The organism is Pedobacter sp. KBW06 (assembly GCF_003852525.1).
GTDB lineage: Bacteria > Bacteroidota > Bacteroidia > Sphingobacteriales > Sphingobacteriaceae > Pedobacter.
Map to the genome: position 1 here is coordinate 399,519 of NZ_QAJL01000001.1, position 19,889 is coordinate 419,407.

Here is a 19,889-nt window from a genome sequence, read left to right on the forward strand (position 1 = left end):
TATGGAATGGAACTGGGGAACAAAATTAGTGATGGGTATGGTCTCGTTTATGACCTTCATTGTCGTACTGGCAGTGATGATGTTTAACAGCAAACCTGATGCCCTTGTAGATAATGATTATTATGAGAAAGGGCTCAATTACAATGCAGATTATAACCTGAAAGAACAGGTGAAGGCAGACCATGCCGCACCGGAGATCCTTGTTTTACCCGGAGAAATCCTGCTTAAGTTTAAAGCTGCCGCTGAGGGAAAAGTAAAAATCGTCCGCCCATCGGATAAACGCATGGACAAGGTGGTTAATTTCAAAACAGATGCAGCATACAGATCGGCCATCCCTTCGAAAGAAATTGCCAAAGGAAGATGGAAACTGATCATTACATGGAATAGTGCAGGTAAATCCTATTTGGATGAGCAGGAGGTCATGGTAAAATGAGTACGGAAAGACTTGCTTTCATGATCGGACTGCTGGGGAGCGTACATTGCATAGGTATGTGCGGTCCCCTTGCCTTCGCTGTGCCCTCCCTGAAACAGGGCTGGGCATTTCTGGTGTTGGACAAGCTGTTGTATCAGCTGGGAAGGATCATTTCTTACTGTTTTCTGGGCCTGATGATTGGCCTGATCGGACAACAGATCTGGATGGCCGGCTTTCAGCAGGGGCTTAGTATTTTCAGTGGTGTATTGATTGTGATGGCGGCCTCTTCCAGGTTATTCAAATTCCAGGTCTTTAAGAACACACCTTCGCTCTTTTTAAAGCCTTTCCACAAGGCCTTTAACTATGCCTTGAAGCATCAGGCCAACCACCTGATCATTGGCCTGATCAATGGATTTCTACCTTGTGGTTTTGTCTACCTGGCCATGGCAGGAGCCTTAAATACAGGAAATGTAAGCAGTTCCATGACCTATATGTTCTGGTTCGGAATGGGCACCCTTCCCCTGATGTTTATCGCAACGCTAAGTATGGGTTTTACGGGAGCATTGCTGCGCAGGAGGATCAACAGGGTGATTCCTTATTTTATGCTTTGCCTGGGCATCTGGTTTATCTTCAGGGGACTGGAATTAAACATCCCCTATCTGAGTCCGGCAGGAAGCGGACAGGGAGTTGCAGAATGCAGGTAATTCTCTTTTTGTCCCATTAAACGTAAATTTGTAATGAAAAATATGAGAGATATAAAAGACAGCAATGACATCCGCTTACTGGTAGATGCTTTCTATAGCAATGCACTGATTGATCCGGTGATCGGTCCGGTATTTAAAGCGGCAGATTTTTCTTTGGAAAGACACATTCCGGTGATGGTTACTTTCTGGGAAACGATCTTATTGGATGTGGTGACCTATAAAGGAAATCCAATGTTAAAGCACATTGCCTTAAGTAAAGAAGTGCCCCTGCATCCGGAACATTTTGATCAATGGATGAAAATATGGACAGCGACCATCAACGCTAATTTTGAAGGGCCGGTAGCAGAAAATGCCATTTCCAGGGCCTCTTCTATCGGTCAGCTGATGCAATATAAGATCAAACAAAGCAGCTCGCTTTAAACGTTTCAAATCCCTTTTGCAAGGTAATTATTGCGTTCAAAGCGAGCTGTTTTTAATGCTTTATTTTCTTTTAGCCTATTTGCTATTTACTAATGCCGGTGCTTTTGTTCATTAAACGTTCAGGCAGTTCTTATCAGCTGACACCCCGATTATCCGGTAAGACTAAACAGCTGTGTGGTAGGCTGATTGGCCCACAATCTCGCATCCAGCGCCATACAGATATTCCTTAAAAATCTTTTACCCAGGGGAGTTACCCTCAGGTTCTCCTCCGACAATAAGACAAGGCCGTCCAATGCCAGCCAGCGCATGCGCTTTAATCCTTCGTTCAATGCGGCAGACTGCTCTTCAGTCCGGCTCCAGGAAGTATATCCCCTGCACATGATGTTTAAGATATGTTTACGGATCATCAGGTCTTCCTCTGTCAGTAAATGTCCTTTAAATACGGGCAGTTCTCCTTCATTTACGATCCTGATGTAATCCTCTACTTTTTTTACGTTTTGGGCAAAGGCAGACCAGGTATCACTGATCGATGAAACTCCCAATCCGACCATTAAACGACTGTATTGATGGGTGTACCCCATAAAGTTCCGGTGCAGGTTTCCTTTGATCTCCGCGCCGTATAAACTGTCTGTAGCCAGTGTAAAATGGTCCATACCAACATCGATATAACCTCCGTCTTTTAGTTTTTTACGGCCCAGTTCATAGAGTTCCTGCTTCATTTTTGGAGAAGGCAGATCGGCTTCTGTATAACGTCTTTGCCCGGGTTTTACCCAGGGCACATGCGCATAACTGTAAAAAGCGATGCGGTCTGGTCTTAATTTCAAAACTGCATCGAGGGTATCGGACAAACCTGCCGGATTTTGTTTAGGCAAGCCATAAATAAGGTCGTAATTGATCGAGGTATATCCCGATTCCCTGGCTTTAAGGGTCACCTCTTCTACCTGTTCATAGCTTTGAATCCTGTTGATGATCAGTTGTACTGTAGGATCAAAATCCTGAATTCCCAGACTCAGCCTTCTGAATCCAAGTCTGTTCAAAGTGCTCAGATGTTCCGGATTGGTATTTCCGGGATGGGCTTCAAAACTAAATTCTGCATCCTCATGGAGGTCTGCATATTGCAGGATCCCTTCAATCAGAACCTGTAGGTTTTCGGCACTGAAGAATGTTGGTGTACCGCCCCCCAGGTGTAATTCTTTGATTTTTGGCCTGCTGACAAACAGATTCAGGTACAATTGCCATTCTTTCAGAACAGCTGCGATATAAGGCTCTTCCACCTGATGGTTCTTTGTGATCCTGGTATTGCAACCGCAATAAGTACAGAGACTTTCACAAAAAGGAAGGTGGATGTATACGCTGATTCCGTCTGAATCATTGCTTTCTTTAAAAGATTGTGCTGCAGCCTGAGCCCATTTTTCCGCATTAAAATCAGTCAGGTCCCAGTAAGGAACGGTAGGATAACTGGTATAGCGTGGTGCAGCAACATGGTATTTTGAAACGATGCTGTCCATATTAATGCTGATGAGGTTGTCCTTTGATGTGCACCTTGCTTCCTGCCTGATCACATGATCTTGAACAGACACAGGCATCGCCGAGGCAACGGTTTTGCTGCCAGTTGTCCAGGTTGATGATGGTTTCAGTGGCCAGGGCCATTGGCAGCTCCCTCTCGCTGAGGCCGGATAAGGAAGCCAATGGAACATTGGCGATCTTAAGGCTTCTTAAAGCAGCGGCTTCGGTATCAATATGTGTGGTATCCGTAGAGCGTGTGGCAATAAATTTCACCCCAAGGTCGGCCAGCTTATTGATCACCAGGGCAGAAACATTGTCCTCTTCGTTGAAAACAATTACCGCCTCTTTACCTTCGGCATAAGAAACTGTTTCCAGGCCCAGCGAATTGGAAATCAGCGTGATCTCATGTTTTTTATTGTTGGCAATGGCCAGCGGTTCTTTTTCAAAAGATTTTATACTATATGCGACAACTCTCATGCGGTTCGATTATTTAATAATCAAAGTTAGCATGAAGGCATGGCGGGGAGAATGAGTTCGGTCAGCCGAAAAAGTGATCTTCGTCAGTTTTTCATTTGCTGCAGCCGGATCTGGTCAAGGATAACGATCTGGCTTCCTTTCCTTTCAATAATCCCTTCATCTTTGAAGTCACTGAGGATCCGGCTTACCGTTTCTGTGGCCATTCCTGCCATTGCAGCAAGGTTATCCCTGGAAATGCGCAGGGTTAGCTCAGGCCCTTCCTGCTCCTGTTTACAAAGCCTGGCCAATACTTCCGCCATGCGCTTTCTAACAGAATGATAGGCCAGCTGCAGCAATTGTTCTTCTTTTTCCTGAAGGTTATTGGAGAGGATCTCTATAAACTGTCTGGCTACATCCGGATAACGGTGGAGCAAATCTTCCATTAAGTCCTTTGGCAGCATGCAAACAGTACTGTCTTCCATCGCCTCTGCCGTTTCTGTGTATGGGGCATTGAGCAATAAGGAAGTGATCCCAAAGTATTCTTCATGGCCATACATCCCGGTTAACAATTCCCTTCCGTCTTCGCTCAGCTTGAAGGTTTTCACTTTTCCCTGCATCACAAGATAAACGCCGGAAACATTGTCTCCTTCGTAATAAACGATCTGTTTTTTCTTAATCGCCCTGACTTTACGTGCAGCAATGATTTTCTCCAGCTCCTGCAAACCAGAAGTATTGCTGAACAGCGCGCTGAGTTTTTCCAGCGACTGGCTATAGAAATGTTGTTGTTTTTCTTTTTTGCTGAGCCTGCTTTCTATTGCATTCATCAGTTCTACATCATCAAAAGGTTTGGTGAGGTAATCATCAGCGCCCATTTCCATGCCTTTACGCATGTCCAGACGTTCCGCTTTTGCGGTCAGAAAGATAAAAGGGGTAGCGGCAGTATTTTCATTTTTATTGAGCAAATACAATACGCCATAGCCATCCAGCTCGGGCATCATGATGTCACATAAGATCAGGTCCGGCAGGTGCGTTCCCGCCAGTTCAACGCCTATCCTGCCATTGCTGGCCTGCAATACTTCATAATTGGCAAGCTCCAGAATTTCGGCAGTGCTTTCCCGGATGTCGTCGTTATCTTCTATAATGAGTATCTGTATCTTCTTCATTTGTGTTTATTCGTAATTGTTATTTATGGAAGGACAGGACAAATTTAGTCCCGGTATGAATGCTGCTTTCAAAGTATAAATCTCCCTTCATTAGGGAGGCATAACGGTGAACAATGTTTAAGCCCAGACCTGTTCCGGGGATGTTACCGGTATTGTGCGCACGGAAAAAGGGTTGAAATAAATACTTATGGTCTGATTCCGGAATCCCGATCCCATTGTCTTTGATGGTCACCACACATTGCTGGTCGTTGATTTCCGTGTTGAATTCTATGAAGGTATTTTCTCCTGAATATTTGATGGCATTGGAGATCAGGTTGATCATACAGTTTTTCAGGAGGTTTGGATCAAGCAAGACCATACTTTGCAGTCCGGTATGCTGGTAAATGATGTTCTGGTCCTGCTTGGCGATCATCTGCATCTCTTCTGTAATCTCTTCCGAAAGTTTCACGAGGTCAAATGCAGTAAATGTCGGCTCTACCCTTCCTGCTTCCAGACGTTCCAGAGACAGGAAATCATTCAGAATGGTAGTTAAGTTTCCTACCGCATTTTTGATTTTACTGACATGCTTTCTGATATTGGTATTGTCATAAGGTTCCGCGTACTTATCGATCAGAGAGGCTGAAAGTTGTACGGAGCTCAGCGGTGTCCTGAATTCATGAGAAGCCATAGAAACAAACCTGCTTTTCAATTGATTGAGTTCTTTCTCTTTTTCTAAAGAAAGGCTCACTTCTTCTTTTGCCTCACTCAATGCCTGTACGGTTTTCTTGAGCGATTTTGTCCGTTCTTCTACCAGTTCTTCCAGCTCCGCAGCATATTCGCGCAATCGTTCTTCGGCTTCTTTCTCCCTGGAGAGGTCATGTATAAATCCGGTATAGATGATCCGGTCATCATACTGAACCTCACTTACGGCGAGTCTGAAAGGAAAAGTAGAACCATCTTTTCTTAGTCCTTTTACTTCTCTTCCCTTGCCGATGATGCGTTTTTCTCCGGTGGTCTGGTATCTGGAAATATAGCCGTCATGCCCGCTTCTGTCTGGTTCAGGCATCAGAACGGAAATATTTTTTCCTTCCACCTCTTCCAGCGAATAACCAAATAACCGCAATGCTGCCGGATTAAGGCTCTCTATCCTGCCCCGGTTATCAATGGTAATGATCCCATCAATCGCCGTTTCAATGATCGCCTTAAGTAACCTCGCCTTTTCCATGTTTTACTTTTTACAAATATAGTCAATACGATTGCAGGAGGCAGATAACCTAAATCATGCAAAAGTGTGACTAATATCATGTTTTTAAAATTAAATAGTCTGTTCTTTTGCGATTCACCCCGCTATTTTATATTAAATGAACCATACTTTTCACATCCCCGTACTAGGCTTAGGCTATTCCATTGACACTCCTTTAAAAGTAGCCAGATACGGCATCTCTTCCGTTGTCTCCATTGTGGATGATGAACTGACGGAGCGCATGAGGAAGTACCATCAGGAAAATACAACAAAAGGATATACCTTAATTGAGAAAAAAGAGGAAGACAGCAGGGCGAGGAGGATTACCGCCTACCTGAACCTTTTGGACATACTCGTTAAGGAGCAGTTCAAAACATTGAAAACACAAACCTTTGAGGAAGGAACCGAGCTGTCCCGGTATTTTGAGCTTTTGCCGGATACTGCTCCGATAAAACAAAAGTATATGCAAATGAAGGCTTTAGAAGCGGGAATATCCAGAGATACTCTTCAAAAAGAACTGCTGGCCTCCATGACTCCGGGAGCCATAGATGTCAACATCATGTCTAAAGTTGATAAAGCCAATTATAAGGCCAATCAGGAATATGCCGGTGATGATTTCACCGATGCCCTGGCCGCTATGCGTGGTTTTGCCAATAGTACACTGGATTCCTCAGTGATCATTTCCGCAGGTTTAAACCCCAGGCTATATGCTTACATGGAAAAATGCACTGCGTTTTTTCCAGATGCCGGAGGGAAACTTCAAAAGAAAATCATCCTTAAAGTGAGCGACTTCCGATCGGCCCTGATCCAGGCAAAGATGCTGGCTAAAAAAGGCTTATGGGTCTCCGAATTTAGGGTAGAATCGGGTTTGAACTGCGGAGGCCATGCCTTTGCTACGGAAGGCTTCCTGTTGGGACCTATCCTGGAAGAATTCAAACAAAAGCGTACCGAACTTGCGGAAGAACTCTATCAGATGTACAGTGCAGCCCTGATCGGCAAAGGCCTTCCGGAAATGGCAAAACCAATCCAGCGCATTACTGCCCAGGGAGGAATCGGCACCGCCGAAGAGCATGAGTTCCTGCTCAACTATTATCAGCTGGATGCGGCGGGTTGGGGAAGTCCGTTTTTACTGGTTCCCGAAGCGACAAATGTAGATGAAGAAACTTTGAACGATCTGGTTACCGCAAGGGCGGATGATTATTACCTGAGCAACTCTTCCCCATTGGGCGTACTTTTCAATAATTTCAAAAAAAGTACCGCAGAGCAACAGAGACTGCAGCGCATAGAGAAAGGGCGGCCGGGAAGCCCATGCACGAAGAAATTTCTATGTACCAATACCGAATTCACGGAGCTGCCCATCTGTACGGCATCAAGAGAATATCAAAACCTAAAGATAAAACAACTGAAAGACCAGCAGCTGCCCAAGGAAGATTACGACAAACAGTTTGATTCCATTACAGAGAAAGTATGCCTGTGTGAAGGTTTATGTGCTTCGACCTACATTAAGGCCGGGATATTAAAACCAAGGGAAAACAGGGCAGTGAGCATTTGTCCGGGTCCAAATCTGGCTTTCTTTCATGCCAAATATTCCCTTAAAGAGATGATCAATCACATTTATGGAAGAGAGAATTTGCTTTCAGAGGTCCTGCGTCCCAACCTGTTCATCAATGAACTCAACTTATATGTGGACTATCTGAAGAAAGACATCGCCGCCCAGCTGGAGGAATTTAATGCTAAAAAAGACAAATATTTCAGCAAGTTTAAAGCGCAGTTACTGAATGGGATCGATTATTACAAAGCGCTCATTCCTGAATTAAAATTCCAGGATAGCTTGTCTGTAGAGGAAATGCTCAAACAACTCCAGCTCGCAGAGCAACGCTTAAGCTAGATTGAGCTTTAATTTATTAAGCCAGGGATCGAACAAGAATTAGGTGCATTTCTTCCCCCCTTCTTTCCCTGGTTTAACTATTCCTGTTTTTGATTGGCTTGCTCCTGGTTTCTCCCAAACAGACCAGATCTGCTCCACGCATTAAGTCATCCGCATTTCAGTTTACAAATAACAATTGCAATATTGTTGCATTTAATATATGTTTGCAGGATCCAATTGCATTGATAAACATGAAAAGCCGCCTACCCCTTATTATGGCCCTGTTGTTTTTTACAACCTGCGCCCTTGCCCAAAAAAGAGCGCACAACCCCTCTGATGTCATCCGCTCCATGAACTGGGACATTATTGGCTCCGTGAATTTTGAACTGAACAAGCAAAATAAAATCCTTCCAGTGTACGGAGAGATGATCAGGAGGTTTGCAGACCGTAATTTCAGTTTAAAAGGTTATATCATTCCCATTAAGGCAGGACTGAAACAGCAGCAATTCCTGTTTTCTCCATTGCCCATCAATCAATGTTTCTTTTGCGGCCAAAACGGAGTTCCTGCCATGATTTTAGTGAACATGGCCAGCCCGATAGCCTATACCACCAAACCGGTCCTCATTGAGGGAATTCTGAAGCTGGAAGTTGTTGATGCCGCAACCGCAGCGCCAATCAGCCTCCAGAAAGCAACCGCATCCCAGGCCAAATAAAACAGATTATTCCCTGATAAAAAGGACCATTACCTGTCAAAATATCAAACCATCATAAAATGGAACATTTACTGAGCAGCTACGAAGCTGAAGGGGAAGCGCATTTCTCCGCAAACACCCAAACCCCGTTAAGGGCTGATGCCTTCTTAAAAACCGATGAAGAAAAGATTCTGGCCATCAGCGGGCATTTTGCCGCAATTATGGAAGAGCTTGGTTTAGACCTGAATGACGACAGCTTGCGGGGAACGCCATACCGTGTAGCCAAAATGTATGTTAAAGAATTGTTTTCAGGACTGAACCCGGCCAATAAACCGGGCATCTCTATTTTCGAAAACAAATACGGCTACCATCAGATGCTGATTGAACAGGACATTGAGTTTATCTCTGCCTGTGAACATCATTTCCTGCCCATGCCTGGAAAAGCACACATTGCCTATATTCCGAATGGCAAGGTGATCGGTCTTTCCAAGATCAACAGAATCGTAAAATACTACGCCAAAAGGCCACAGGTACAGGAACGGCTCAACAAACAAATCTTCCGGGAGCTTCAGGAGGTCCTGAATACTTCAGACATCATCGTGGTCATCACTGCACAACACATGTGCGTGAGTATGCGTGGCGTGGAAGACCAGAGCAGCAGGACGACCACAATCAGTTATGGCGGAAAATTCGAAGAGAAAGAAACGAGGAAGGATTTTTTCCAGATGTTAAACATCGGCACTGATACCCTTCTCAGATGAAAGACATCAAAGAAGTCAGTATTTTAACGGGTTTTCTGGGCTCAGGAAAAACAACCCTGGTCAACGCGATCATTTCCGGAAAAGCAAAAACCCGTTTTGCAATTATAGAAAATGAAATCGGCGAAGAAAGCATTGATGCAGAACTGCTCATTAAGGGGGATGACAATATTGTGGAACTCAATAATGGTTGTTTATGTTGTTCCTTAAATGACAACCTCTACGACATCCTCAATCAGCTATGGCTTAGAAAATCGTCCTGGGACCAGTTGCTGATCGAAGCCACCGGCATCGCTGATCCTGCCAATATTGCCAGGCCATTTCTGACCAATGAATTGGTTCAGGAAAGTTTTCAATTGAAAAGGGTCATTTGTGTTGTGGATGCCGAGCTGATTGAAGATCAGCTGAAAGAAACAGAAGTAGCGATCCAGCAAATTGCGTTCAGCGACGTCATTCTGCTCAATAAATCTGAAAAAGTAAGTCCTGCTTATCTTCGGGAATTGCAGGCAATTTTAAAGACCTTAAATCCATTTGCAGAGATCTTAGTGGCCTTAGAGAACGATTTCAGGATTGAGATCCTCTTTAACAGAGAAAGGTTTGCCAATTTTTACAGCAATCCTAAACCTTTTCTAACGCCTAAAGGCATGTTCAACCTGATTCCTGCGGAAAGTGAAGCAACACCGCAGTTTGGTTTGGGCAGCTCCCATCGCCGGCACCAGCATAGTGACATTGAAACCATTTTGCTGAGGTATCCGGAAAATATGGACATTGAAGCCATTCAGCACCGGATGATGGTTTTTCTGCTGACACAATCTATTGGTGTTTACCGGATAAAGGGGATTCTTTTTAATGCAAACTATACTGATCGCGTGATTTTGCAGACGGTTGGAAAGGGAATGTCTGTCAGCAAAGGCCAGCCCTGGCTGGAGGGGGATAAAAAAGAAAGTAAAATTGTGGTCATTGGCAAACGCCTTTCCCTTTATGGCTTCGACAGAATGTTTCGCAGCTGTCTGGAAGGCTGATGGATTCAACTTATTTTTTTCTTATATTAGGTAGAAAGAAAAATCCGCTACAATAACCAATAAATGCCATGGAAAAAGAAGCTATGAAATCATTACTGGAAATTATTGACCAGCAAGTTAGTTCCTCAATTTTGGGAGGAATGGAAGAACAGTACGAAGAATTGGAAAGATTGGGCTACATCCGGATCAACAGGTCCAGTGTCCAGCACTCCTCTTCTATTACCCCGGAGGGGATGGAATTTTTATATCATGACAAGGAATAGCGCATGGCGCCCTAAAGCCTCGCTAAATCGATTACAATTGTCATGAAATTGTTTTTATTTTTAAACCTGAAAACTTTTTAACAACATTCGCCGTTATATGATCAGTTTGTTTGGTTTAGGTTGATCTGTGGTGGGTCAACCACATTATAACAGGGATAGATCTCTCCGATTTATCCCTGTTTTTATTTCAGGTCTTTTTTAAGCTTATTTGATCAGAATTGTCCTGCCCCCTCTTCCTGCCCCGTCAAAAGCACGCAGTTTTACTGTTCCTTTAAAAGGGATCGCTGTTTTATAAATCAGGCTGTTTTTTCCTGGTTCAGTTCCGTCAGTGGTATAGCGAATGGTAAAGCCCGGAAGCTGCAGGTTCGCCTCCAGCTGTCCGTTGCCGGTCTGCACACCGGGAGTTGGAATTCTGTATTGATAACCGCCCGAATAATATGTTAAACGCGGAAGTTCTTTCTTACCTAAAACATTGACAAATTCCGACCATGCCTGATCATATGCTGCTTTCTCCTTTGCGGCATCTGTTGTCGTTGCCCATTCCGGATCTTTAGCCCAGGCCCTTTCGGCAAGGCCTAAAAGTTTTGGCAACATCATGTACTCCAGTTGTGCTGGTGTTTTTATCGTTTCACTCCACAATGGCGCCTGTAAACCGACAATATTTGATTTTCCTTTTTCTGTAAGCCGCTCTTTATCTTTAAAAACACTCAGGTCAACAGGGTTCCCCTGCTCATCTTCTTTTACGTTTTTATAATAGTCGTAAGGGATAAAGTAAAAAGGTTTGTCTACGTCCACATAACCACCCCAGTTCTGTCCTCTTTCTTCAAAGCTTGGATTTACCGCAAGGTCAATGTAGAAATTGGTTACCGGCGTTAAAACAACTTTATATCCTGCATTCGCCATTTTATAGGCCAGGTCTTCATTACCGGTCAGGTTGTTCCAAACATCCGCATGAAAGTTTTCATTTACGAAACGGGGTTCCGGCAGCATTTTCCTTTCGCCGTTCACCTCCATTTTACGGAGTCCGATTTCTTCCCATCCCGACAGGTATAACCCTCTGGCCTTTAACAGCTGGTTCATTTTACTGAAATAGTAATACCAAAGCGCATCCGTTCCTTTAACCTCAGGATCTGTTTTTGACAGTTGATCCGCAGCGGCTGATTTTTCCCAGACTCCTGCAGGAACTTCGTCCCCTCCGAAATGAATTGTAGTCAGGGGTGCCCCTGCTTCTTTGTGCATGGCAATCAGCTCATCGGTTACCTTTTCCAGAAAAGCATAAGTAGAAGGCAGTGCTACATTGACCACATTGTCGTCAAAGCCCTGGACAGAACGGTATTTAGACTGGTCATTCAGGTCTCTTAACAAGTAACGTTCCGCCTCCGCTTTCTGACCGGCTTTCATCAACCTGGAATACCTGGCGTCCATTGATTTGATCGCTGCACGGGCATGTCCCGGAGTTTCAATTTCAGGAATGACCAGGATATGTCTTGCAGTAGCATATTTAAGAATTTCTACATAATCTGCTTTGGTAAAAAATCCGCTTCCGGAATTTGTTCCTGCAGCGGCTGCTGATCCATAAGAAGGAAGGATACTTTTTTGCTCCCCCTGGCTATGTCCACGCTGTGCCCCTACAGCAGTAAGCTCCGGCAATCCCGGAATTTCCAGTCGCCAGCCCTCATCTTCCGTTAAATGAAAATGGAAGACGTTGAGTTTATACAGGGCCATCAGGTCCAGGACCTTCAATACTTCTGATTTGGGCTGAAAATTTCTGCCTACATCCATCATAAAACCTCTGAATCCGAACCTGGGTGCATCTTTAACCCTGGCTGCAGGAAGGCTGATGACCGTTTGCACACTTGCCCAGGCTTTTGCAGGGAACATCGTTTTTAACGACTGGATCGCATAAAATGCGCCCGCTGCGTCTCCGGCTTTGATCACTATTTTCTCTGATCTGATGCTGAGTTCATAAGCTTCTTTAGCCATAGAACTTTCCTGTTCGAAGAAAATCCCTCCCTTTTCAGAAGCTTTAACCACAACCGGTGTCTTTCCTAAAATTTTGGCAAGCTCATCAGCAAATCCCTTTGCTTCTTTTTCAAAAACACCTCCTGTCACCAATTGAACAGCCGCGCTGAGTTTAAAAGCCCCCTCCTGCTTCGCGTAGCTGACCGGAGTTGGAAACACTGCCGGCAAATCGCTTTCAGCAATGTCTTTAATTCCTGTATTTCGCTGGTAAATTTTCGCTGCCAGTTCCTGTTCTTCTTTTAAATGCGCCGGGAATGGTTTGTAGGTCAGTTTAGAGATGGACTCCCCATGATCAGGATTTTTATCCCAGACCAGATAGAATCCCTGTGGACGTTCGGTCACATTGTTCATTGATTCCAGGGCCAGCTGAAGTTGAAGCTCCGCTCCGGCAGGAACCGTTTTAAAGGCTTTCAATGGAGATAGACAGAACAGATCTCCGTTGACATGTTTTATAGTGGCTATTGTCGAATCCTTAGCCCATGTTTTCACCACTCTGGAGTTGAAATAAATTTTCCATCCTGAGGCGGGAAGCTCAGCTTTACCATTGTTTTTGAGGCGCAAAACTGACTGGATCCTGCCGTCATTCCTGCTCAGGACTTCCAGGTTAATGCTAAGGTCTGCGGCTTTTAAGCTGGCCTTTTTTTGTGCAAACCCGGGTTTCATTACGGCCAGAATCAATAAAGAGCCGATCACATATTGTTTCATTTAAATTATCTTATGAGGTGATGTATTGCATTTTATTTATAAAATCATCAGACACGAATGTATATTTTCTTCCGGTCAAGAACATATCCTACCAGCCAGCAGACCAGCATAAAGCTAATCGCAAAGAGCAAAGACCCAATAGGTCCCGGGGCTATGGCCTGGAAAAACACCGTATTGATCCATCCGCTAAAATCAGATTTAGGGAATATCGTGTTGATGATGATCAGCAACAGATCGGCAACGATATAAATAAACAAGGGATTTTTACCGAATACGGTAAAGAAGCCGGTCCATTTGATCGATTGTTTCACTTCAATGATGTAAATCAACCCTGCGATGATGATCAGGTCCAGTCCGCAGGTGATCAGCACAAATGAACTTGTCCATAATTTTTTATTGATCGGGAAAACTGAATTCCAGCACCATGCCAGGAAAACGAGCAATACCCCCGCCAGCAGTAATTTAGCAATGCTTTCAAAACCTTTTCCTTTTTCCTGAATAAAGCGGCCTGCATAATAACCGATGATCACGTTTACACAGGAAGGAATGGTGCTGAGGATCCCTTCAGGATCAAAGGCAATCCCTTCGCCATGGTAGAGGTGCGTATCTCCAAGAAGGAACAGGTCGAGGTACTGACCTGCATTTCCGGTCATACTGAAAGGCTCGGCCGGATTTCCGAAAAACAGCAATACCAGCCAGTAACCGATCAGAAACAGGACACTGAGAACGATGACCCATCTTGTAGACAGGTAATGAATCATGAGGGACACCATTCCATAACACAGACCGATGCGTTGTAATACGCCCAGAATTCTTGTATTTCCGATTGGGGAAAGGCTGATTCCTCCGGCATCATTGTAATGAAAAAACGGGAACCAGTACATCAGGTATCCGATCAGAAAAATCAGCAAGGTTCGTTTAAATATTTTGCCCAGCACTTCCTGATCTTTCATCAGTCCGAACTTTTTCATAGAGAAGCTCATGGCATTCCCTACGGCAAAGAGGAAAGAAGGGAAAACCAGATCTGTTGGGGTAAATCCATGCCAGGCTGCATGTTCCAGCATGGCAAATGGCTGGGCGCCGCTTCCCGGAGTATTAACGATGATCATGAAACAGACTGTCATTCCCCGAAAAACATCGAGTGATAAAAAACGTTGTGGTTGGTTCATTTGAAGAGGAAGTTACAAATAAATATAATAAATGAGGTAGGGGCATCCGCCCCTACTCATTATAGGGATAAAAAGTGGGGAAACAATTTTTCCCTAGTTATAACCGGCATTTTGTTTCAACACCGCCGCGCCATTGGCCTGGCTCAAATCAATTTGCCGTTGTGGAATCGGATAATATTCGCTTTTACCTTTAATATATTTTCCATTTCTTACATCAGAAGTCAGCTTACCCTGGAAGTTAAAGTAGGCGTTCAGCTCCTGATCGGCGATGCCCCAGCGTACCAGGTCAAAGAAACGGTGCCCTTCCATCGCCAGCTCTATCTTTCTTTCAAAATAGATGGCGCTTAAAGCATAGTCTTTTCCTTTTCCGGAGAAATCACCAATCGGATATTCATTTACCTTATAATTGGCTGCCGGGATATTGGAGAATCCTTCCATCGGCTTTGCATCGTTTTTATACTTGTACACCCATCCTGCCGGATTTGCTGCACGTGCCCTAACCAGGTTTACATAGCCTTCCGCTTTACTCAGGCTTCCTGCCTGAGCCTCCGCCTCTGCCCCCATCAGCAAGACATCTGCAAACCTGATGACCAGGTAATTGATGGCTGAACCTGGTGCCCAGGTGGTGAGATCGGCATCGGTTGCCTGTGATTCCTGCCAGTAAATGTTCTTTTTGGGGCCATAAGGTCCGCCATACCGCTGATCTCTGATCCATGGTTCTCCAGGATAGATTCCCCAGTCCAGGTAGGGAACACCACGTCTTCCGGCGGTCCAGTCGATCCTGGGATCCAATGTACCTGCATCCGGAACAAAGGCCTCATTTCCTTTGATCCCCATATCGTTCTTCACCGCAAAATCATTGTAGTTGTTCAGATAAGGAAGTCCGTTGGCCGCATTGGTTCTAAAATGGTTGACCATATCAATAGAAGGCTGGAAAAATCCGCAGCAGCCAAAAGGGCTGTTTCCATAAGGGAAGTTCAGCATGTCTCCATTATTCCCGTTAGACGGGCCGTTTGGATCCACATTAGCCGCCATTTGAATGGCAAAAACCACCTCAGAGTTGTCTTCTTTACTCGGCTTAAAATTGTCTGAAAACTCAGCATTCAACTGATACTTTTTACCGGTAGTGGTTACCCCCTGAGAGATAACGATATCAAACAATCCCTGAGCTTCCGGAAATTTATGCTGGTATAAATAGGCTTTTGCAAGGTAAGCACCTGCGGCCCATTTATTGGCCCTTCCCATCTCTGTTTGGGTAGCCGGCAGATTTTCATAGGCATATTTAAGATCCTCATTGATTTTAACCCAGATGTCAGTATTATTTGGCTGGTTAAAGATCGTGGTCGTTTCGTCGATCCAGGGCACCATATTCCATAGTTTCTTCAGTTCGAAATAATAATGTGCACGAAGGAATCTCGCCTGACCAGCGATATTTTTACCGTCGGCATCATTGATGTCGGTCGCCTTCGCCATTACTTTCAACACGTTATTGGTCCGGGTTACCCCTTCATATAAGGCTTTCCATTTCCCATTGAAATAGGCATTGGTCGCATCTGAATAGAAATTCGCAATAGGATCTACAGCAGGCTGATCTGCCCCATCACTTCCTTTGGAAGCATCCCCACCGGTGATGGAACCAAAGACCCAGTTGCTTGGGGAGGCATGCCATGCCTCTCCTCCGCCTAAACCCTGATTTGAACCTTGTTGTCCGTCTAATGCAGCATAGGCACCAATTAACAAACCGTTCACCCCATTTTTATTGGCTAAAATTTCCTCTGTCAAAGAGCCCAGTGGTGGTTGCTCCAATGCCTTTTTGCAGGAGAAAAATAACTGCGTTGTAAAGCACAATACAGTTAACAAAATGTATGTTGATCTTTTCATCGGAATATAATTATTGTTTAATGGTGATGAAACTGTCATAAATGATGGTTTCATCTGTCTAAAACATTAAATGGTTAAAAATTTAAATTTAATCCCAACAGGAAAGTACGCTGACTTGGATATGCACCTTCATCTACTCCATAAGCAGTCTGGCTTCCCGTTGCACTGGAAGTACCAATCTCAGGATCCAGTCCTGAATACTTGGTAATCGTAAACAGGTTGGCTCCGGAAACATAAACACGAAGCTTTCCAACTCCGATTTTCTGAAGTGTTTTTGCAGAGAAGGTATAACCGATCTGTGCATTTTTTAGTCGCAGGTAAGATCCACTTTCTACAAAATAAGAATTTGGAACACCGTTAGAACTGAAAGACTGGTTCTTTTCCTGAATGGGCGCTTTAGCGTTCATATTAGATGGTGTCCAGGAATCATACAATGCTGTATGGCTCTTTGCCCCTCCAAATGAAGAAGAAAAATCCGTCCACCATTTCACCTGATTCCAGATCGAATTGCCCTGTGCACCGTAGAAGAACATACTCAGATCGAAATCTTTATAAGTCAACCCCAGGTTCAGGCCGTAACTAAAATCAGGATTTGCATTTCCTAAGAAAGTACGGTCATCGGCAGTAATTAATCCGTCACCATTCACATCTTCATACTTAAAACGGCCTGGAGCAACAGCACTTTGATATACTGAATTGACATCACCGGTAATGCCTCTTGCTTTTACATCTGCCGCATCAATTTCTGCCTGAGAATTCCAGAAACCTGCTACTTTATAACCAAAAAATTCACTTACAGAACGACCTACTTTATTGCGGATGATCATGCTGCCATCAAAACGGCGCGGATCTTCATCATAATAATCTGCATCTGCTGAAATCTTTTTAATGAGGTTATTGTAAGTGGTCAGTGTCGCTGTTGCATTAAATTTCAAGTCCTTACCGATATTGGTATGTGCAGAGATGGCCAGATCCAATCCATCGTTTTTCATTTCGCCGATGTTCACATAAGGCTGTCTTGAAGCACCATTGGAAGCGATCATTTCCGGATTATACAACAGGTCTTTAATCGTTTTACGGTAGTAATCAGCGGAGATTTCAAACTTCCCACCAAATAAAGTCGCATCTACCCCAATGTTTGAATTGGTATTTTTCTCCCATTTTGCACCAGGGTTACCCGTCGCATTTTTATAGAAGCCGGAAACCACATTGTTTCCCCCACCTATCGCATAGTAAGAAGGCGCAATAGCACTGCTAAAAGTATTGAATCCGTTTCCATTGGTCACGTTCAGCTGATTCCCCATGACACCATATCCTCCTCTGATTTTCAAATCGGTAAGCCATTTCACATCTTTAAGGAAAGATTCCTGAGAGATTCTCCATCCCCCGCTTACAGAAGGAAACCAGCCATATACATTTTCCGTGAATTTAGACGAACCGTCTCTCCTCAGCGTTGCACCGATCAGGTACCTGTCGTTGAAGCTATAGTCTAAACGTCCGATCAAAGAGAACATCGCACTGGCTTCCCGCTCACTGGAAGAATCTTTTGGACCACTTCCGGTATTCAGATTGGTAAAGTTGGGATCAAAAGAGAAATAGCCTTTATTGCTCCCGCTCAGTGTGTTGTCACGATTCCTAAGGTATTCTGTACCCACTACGGCTTTTACACTATGTCTGTCAAAGACTTTCGTAAAAGCAAGCGTGTTTGTCCAGGTATATTCAAAACCTGTATATGAAGATTCGGAATAGGTATTGGTTATGTTATTCTCAGAATTTTCATATTGAGGATGAACAAATGATCTGGAATCACCGGAATAGTTGGCACCTCCAAATGAACTGCGAAGGGTAAGTGATGCCGGCAGGTCGACTTCAACAAAAACATTTCCAAACAACCTGTTATCAGTTGCCCTGTTATTTTTTGTTCTGTTCAACATGGCTACCGGATTATAGCCATCGCCCAATCCACCACCAAAAGAACCGCCATAATTCCCCATAATGTCATATACCGGAATGATCGGTTGCTGACGGAAGGCATGACCAATGGCATTATCGCCCGTCAACCCGCCGATTTTAGGGTTATTTTTAATGGAATAAGCAATGTTCTCACCTATCCTGATTTTTTTACCAATGTTGTACTGCGTATTGGAACGTACGGTATACCTGGTGAGAAAAGTTTCCATCAAGGTACCTTCCTGGTTAAAATAATTGGCAGAAAAAAGGTAACTCCCCTGATCTGAACCTCCGCTCACCGCTACGTTATGACTTGTAATTGGCGCCGGACTGAAAATTTCTTCATACCAGTTTGTTCCGTTTTTATTGGACCGGGTGATCCTGTTAAAACCGGCATACTCTGCAGGGGTGAAAAAAGGTTTTACATTATACAAAGAAGGATTTGTTCCCGGATCGCCTTCCTTTGCTCCCCTTGGTAAAATGTAATCAGGGACAACATAAGTAGGGCCATTTCCGTAGAGCGCATCATTGAGGTCGGTTTCTCCGGAGTTGATCAGCATCTGGCGCTTTAAATCTGCCATTTCCTGAGGGTTCAGGATATCCCATACGTTTCCGCTTTTAGGACGCTGCGTTCCATAATAGGCATCGTAGTTCACCTGGATCTTTCCTTTTCCTTTTTTAGTCGTCAGAATGATTACTCCATTTGCAGCTCTGGAACCATAAATTGAGGCTGAGCCCGCATCTTTAAGCACCTGCGCCGATTCAATGTCGTTAGGGTTGATGTCGGAAGTACTTTGGGTAGGCACTCCATCTACTACATATAGCGGACTGTTGTTTCCGAAAGTATTGATCCCCCGGATTTTCACCTGAGGCTCTTCGCCCGGTTGTCCGGAACCCAGTACGGTTACGCCGGATGCCTGTCCCTGTAACAGGTTGTTCACTGATGAAACCGGTTGTTTGATCATGGAAGAAACGTTCACCACCGAGACTGCTCCCGTCAGGTCCTTTTTCTTTTGTGTGGAATACCCCACTACCACCACCTCACCGAGGGAGGTGGCTTCTTCTTCCAGCTGGACATTGACCGTAGTTTTTCCTGCAGCAGCAACCTCCTTGGTTTTGAAACCGATGTACGTAAAAACCAAAACCGCATCTGCTGACGTTGTGGTAATCGCATAATTACCATTGGCATCCGTCATTGCACCAATGGAAGTTCCTTTTATTTTTACACTTACGCCGGGCAGGGTTTCTCCCTTGGTGGAGCTCACCTGTCCTTTGATGACGATCTGTGGTTTTTTCGCTTCTGCTTCCGCAGCGGCAAAGCTGTCTTTATCGTATAATAAAATGTGCTGATCCACCACCCGATAAGTGATGTTAAGGCCAGCGAGCGTTTCCGACAGGATGTCTCCCAGACGTTTATTAACTACGTTTACAGAGACGATCCGCTCAGATCTGATCATGGAAGGGCTATAAATAAACTTTACCTTAGTCTGGTTTTGGATTTCCTTTAAGATCTGTTTTATTTTACCTTCAGTAATATTGATAGAAATTTCTTTGTTCAGGATTCCCTGTGCCTCTACTTTTTTTGCAAAGGTGCTACAGGTAAATAAGATCACAAGAAATATTTGGCTTACAGATATTCTCATTGCTGTTATTATTAAAGCAACAAATCGCTTTTTA

16 protein-coding genes are annotated in these 19,889 nt (G+C 44.3%); 8 read left to right on the forward strand and 8 right to left on the reverse strand.

Going from position 1 to position 19,889, the window contains the following annotated elements:
- Position 1: 1 nt before the first annotated feature.
- From DBR43_RS01550 to DBR43_RS01560, 3 genes are read left to right on the forward strand one after another with little or no spacing between them, the layout of a single operon-like run.
- Entirely contained in the window at positions 2-433 is a 432-nt protein-coding gene (locus DBR43_RS01550; RefSeq protein ID WP_124577262.1) for a FixH family protein, read from the forward strand.
- On the forward strand, positions 430-1,116 hold the full coding sequence (locus DBR43_RS01555; RefSeq protein WP_124577264.1) for a sulfite exporter TauE/SafE family protein: 687 nt from the start codon (positions 430-432) through the stop codon (positions 1,114-1,116). The genes DBR43_RS01550 and DBR43_RS01555 overlap by 4 nt, the downstream gene beginning before the upstream one ends.
- Before the next feature lie 33 nt (positions 1,117-1,149).
- Positions 1,150-1,536 (forward strand): group III truncated hemoglobin, encoded by a 387-nt coding sequence (locus DBR43_RS01560; RefSeq protein ID WP_124577266.1) that lies wholly within the window; start codon positions 1,150-1,152, stop codon positions 1,534-1,536.
- A 149-nt stretch (positions 1,537-1,685) separates the two neighbouring features.
- On the opposite strand, the gene hemN is transcribed toward DBR43_RS01560, so the two are convergent.
- The 4 genes from hemN to DBR43_RS01580 all read right to left on the reverse strand — a co-directional run bounded on the left by hemN (position 1,686) and on the right by DBR43_RS01580 (position 5,865).
- Positions 1,686-3,044 carry an oxygen-independent coproporphyrinogen III oxidase gene (gene hemN, locus DBR43_RS01565; protein WP_199757000.1) on the reverse strand — a complete coding sequence of 453 codons (1,359 nt, stop codon included), beginning with the start codon at positions 3,042-3,044 and terminating at the stop codon, positions 1,686-1,688.
- A 1-nt stretch (position 3,045) separates the two neighbouring features.
- Positions 3,046-3,519, reverse strand: a complete 474-nt coding sequence (locus DBR43_RS01570; protein WP_124577270.1) for a lactate dehydrogenase — start codon at positions 3,517-3,519, stop codon at positions 3,046-3,048.
- 83 nt (positions 3,520-3,602) lie between these two features.
- Positions 3,603-4,661, reverse strand: a complete 1,059-nt coding sequence (locus tag DBR43_RS01575; RefSeq protein ID WP_124577272.1) for a response regulator — start codon at positions 4,659-4,661, stop codon at positions 3,603-3,605.
- Positions 4,662-4,680: 19 nt separating this feature from the next.
- Positions 4,681-5,865, reverse strand: a complete 1,185-nt coding sequence (locus DBR43_RS01580; RefSeq protein ID WP_124577274.1) for a PAS domain-containing sensor histidine kinase — start codon at positions 5,863-5,865, stop codon at positions 4,681-4,683.
- A gap of 136 nt (positions 5,866-6,001) precedes the next feature.
- Here DBR43_RS01580 and DBR43_RS01585 point away from each other — a divergent pair, with 136 nt between their 5' ends.
- The 5 genes from DBR43_RS01585 (at position 6,002) to DBR43_RS01605 (ending at position 10,485) form a co-directional block, all read left to right on the forward strand.
- The gene (locus DBR43_RS01585; RefSeq protein ID WP_124577276.1) at positions 6,002-7,771 is read left to right on the forward strand and encodes a hypothetical protein; all 1,770 of its coding nucleotides are present in this window, start codon (positions 6,002-6,004) and stop codon (positions 7,769-7,771) included.
- A gap of 230 nt (positions 7,772-8,001) precedes the next feature.
- The gene (locus DBR43_RS01590) at positions 8,002-8,463 is read left to right on the forward strand and encodes a hypothetical protein (RefSeq protein ID WP_199756930.1); all 462 of its coding nucleotides are present in this window, start codon (positions 8,002-8,004) and stop codon (positions 8,461-8,463) included.
- Positions 8,464-8,522: 59 nt separating this feature from the next.
- Positions 8,523-9,203, forward strand: a complete 681-nt coding sequence (gene folE, locus DBR43_RS01595) for a GTP cyclohydrolase I FolE (protein WP_124577278.1) — start codon at positions 8,523-8,525, stop codon at positions 9,201-9,203.
- Complete coding sequence (locus tag DBR43_RS01600; RefSeq protein WP_124577280.1) at positions 9,200-10,222, forward strand: CobW family GTP-binding protein; 1,023 nt, start codon at positions 9,200-9,202, stop codon at positions 10,220-10,222. Before folE ends, DBR43_RS01600 begins: the two co-directional genes overlap by 4 nt.
- Before the next feature lie 68 nt (positions 10,223-10,290).
- Entirely contained in the window at positions 10,291-10,485 is a 195-nt protein-coding gene (locus tag DBR43_RS01605) for a hypothetical protein (protein ID WP_124577282.1), read from the forward strand.
- Positions 10,486-10,689: 204 nt separating this feature from the next.
- On the opposite strand, the gene DBR43_RS01610 is transcribed toward DBR43_RS01605, so the two are convergent.
- The 4 genes from DBR43_RS01610 to DBR43_RS01625 all read right to left on the reverse strand — a co-directional run bounded on the left by DBR43_RS01610 (position 10,690) and on the right by DBR43_RS01625 (position 19,855).
- Entirely contained in the window at positions 10,690-13,212 is a 2,523-nt protein-coding gene (locus DBR43_RS01610; protein WP_124577284.1) for a family 20 glycosylhydrolase, read from the reverse strand.
- Positions 13,213-13,259: 47 nt separating this feature from the next.
- Entirely contained in the window at positions 13,260-14,381 is a 1,122-nt protein-coding gene (locus DBR43_RS01615) for an acyltransferase family protein (RefSeq protein ID WP_124577286.1), read from the reverse strand.
- 93 nt (positions 14,382-14,474) lie between these two features.
- Positions 14,475-16,262 carry a RagB/SusD family nutrient uptake outer membrane protein gene (locus DBR43_RS01620; RefSeq protein ID WP_124577288.1) on the reverse strand — a complete coding sequence of 596 codons (1,788 nt, stop codon included), beginning with the start codon at positions 16,260-16,262 and terminating at the stop codon, positions 14,475-14,477.
- Between the two features lie 74 nt (positions 16,263-16,336).
- Positions 16,337-19,855 (reverse strand): TonB-dependent receptor, encoded by a 3,519-nt coding sequence (locus DBR43_RS01625; RefSeq protein ID WP_158622398.1) that lies wholly within the window; start codon positions 19,853-19,855, stop codon positions 16,337-16,339.
- Between the last annotated feature and the right edge of the window lie 34 nt (positions 19,856-19,889).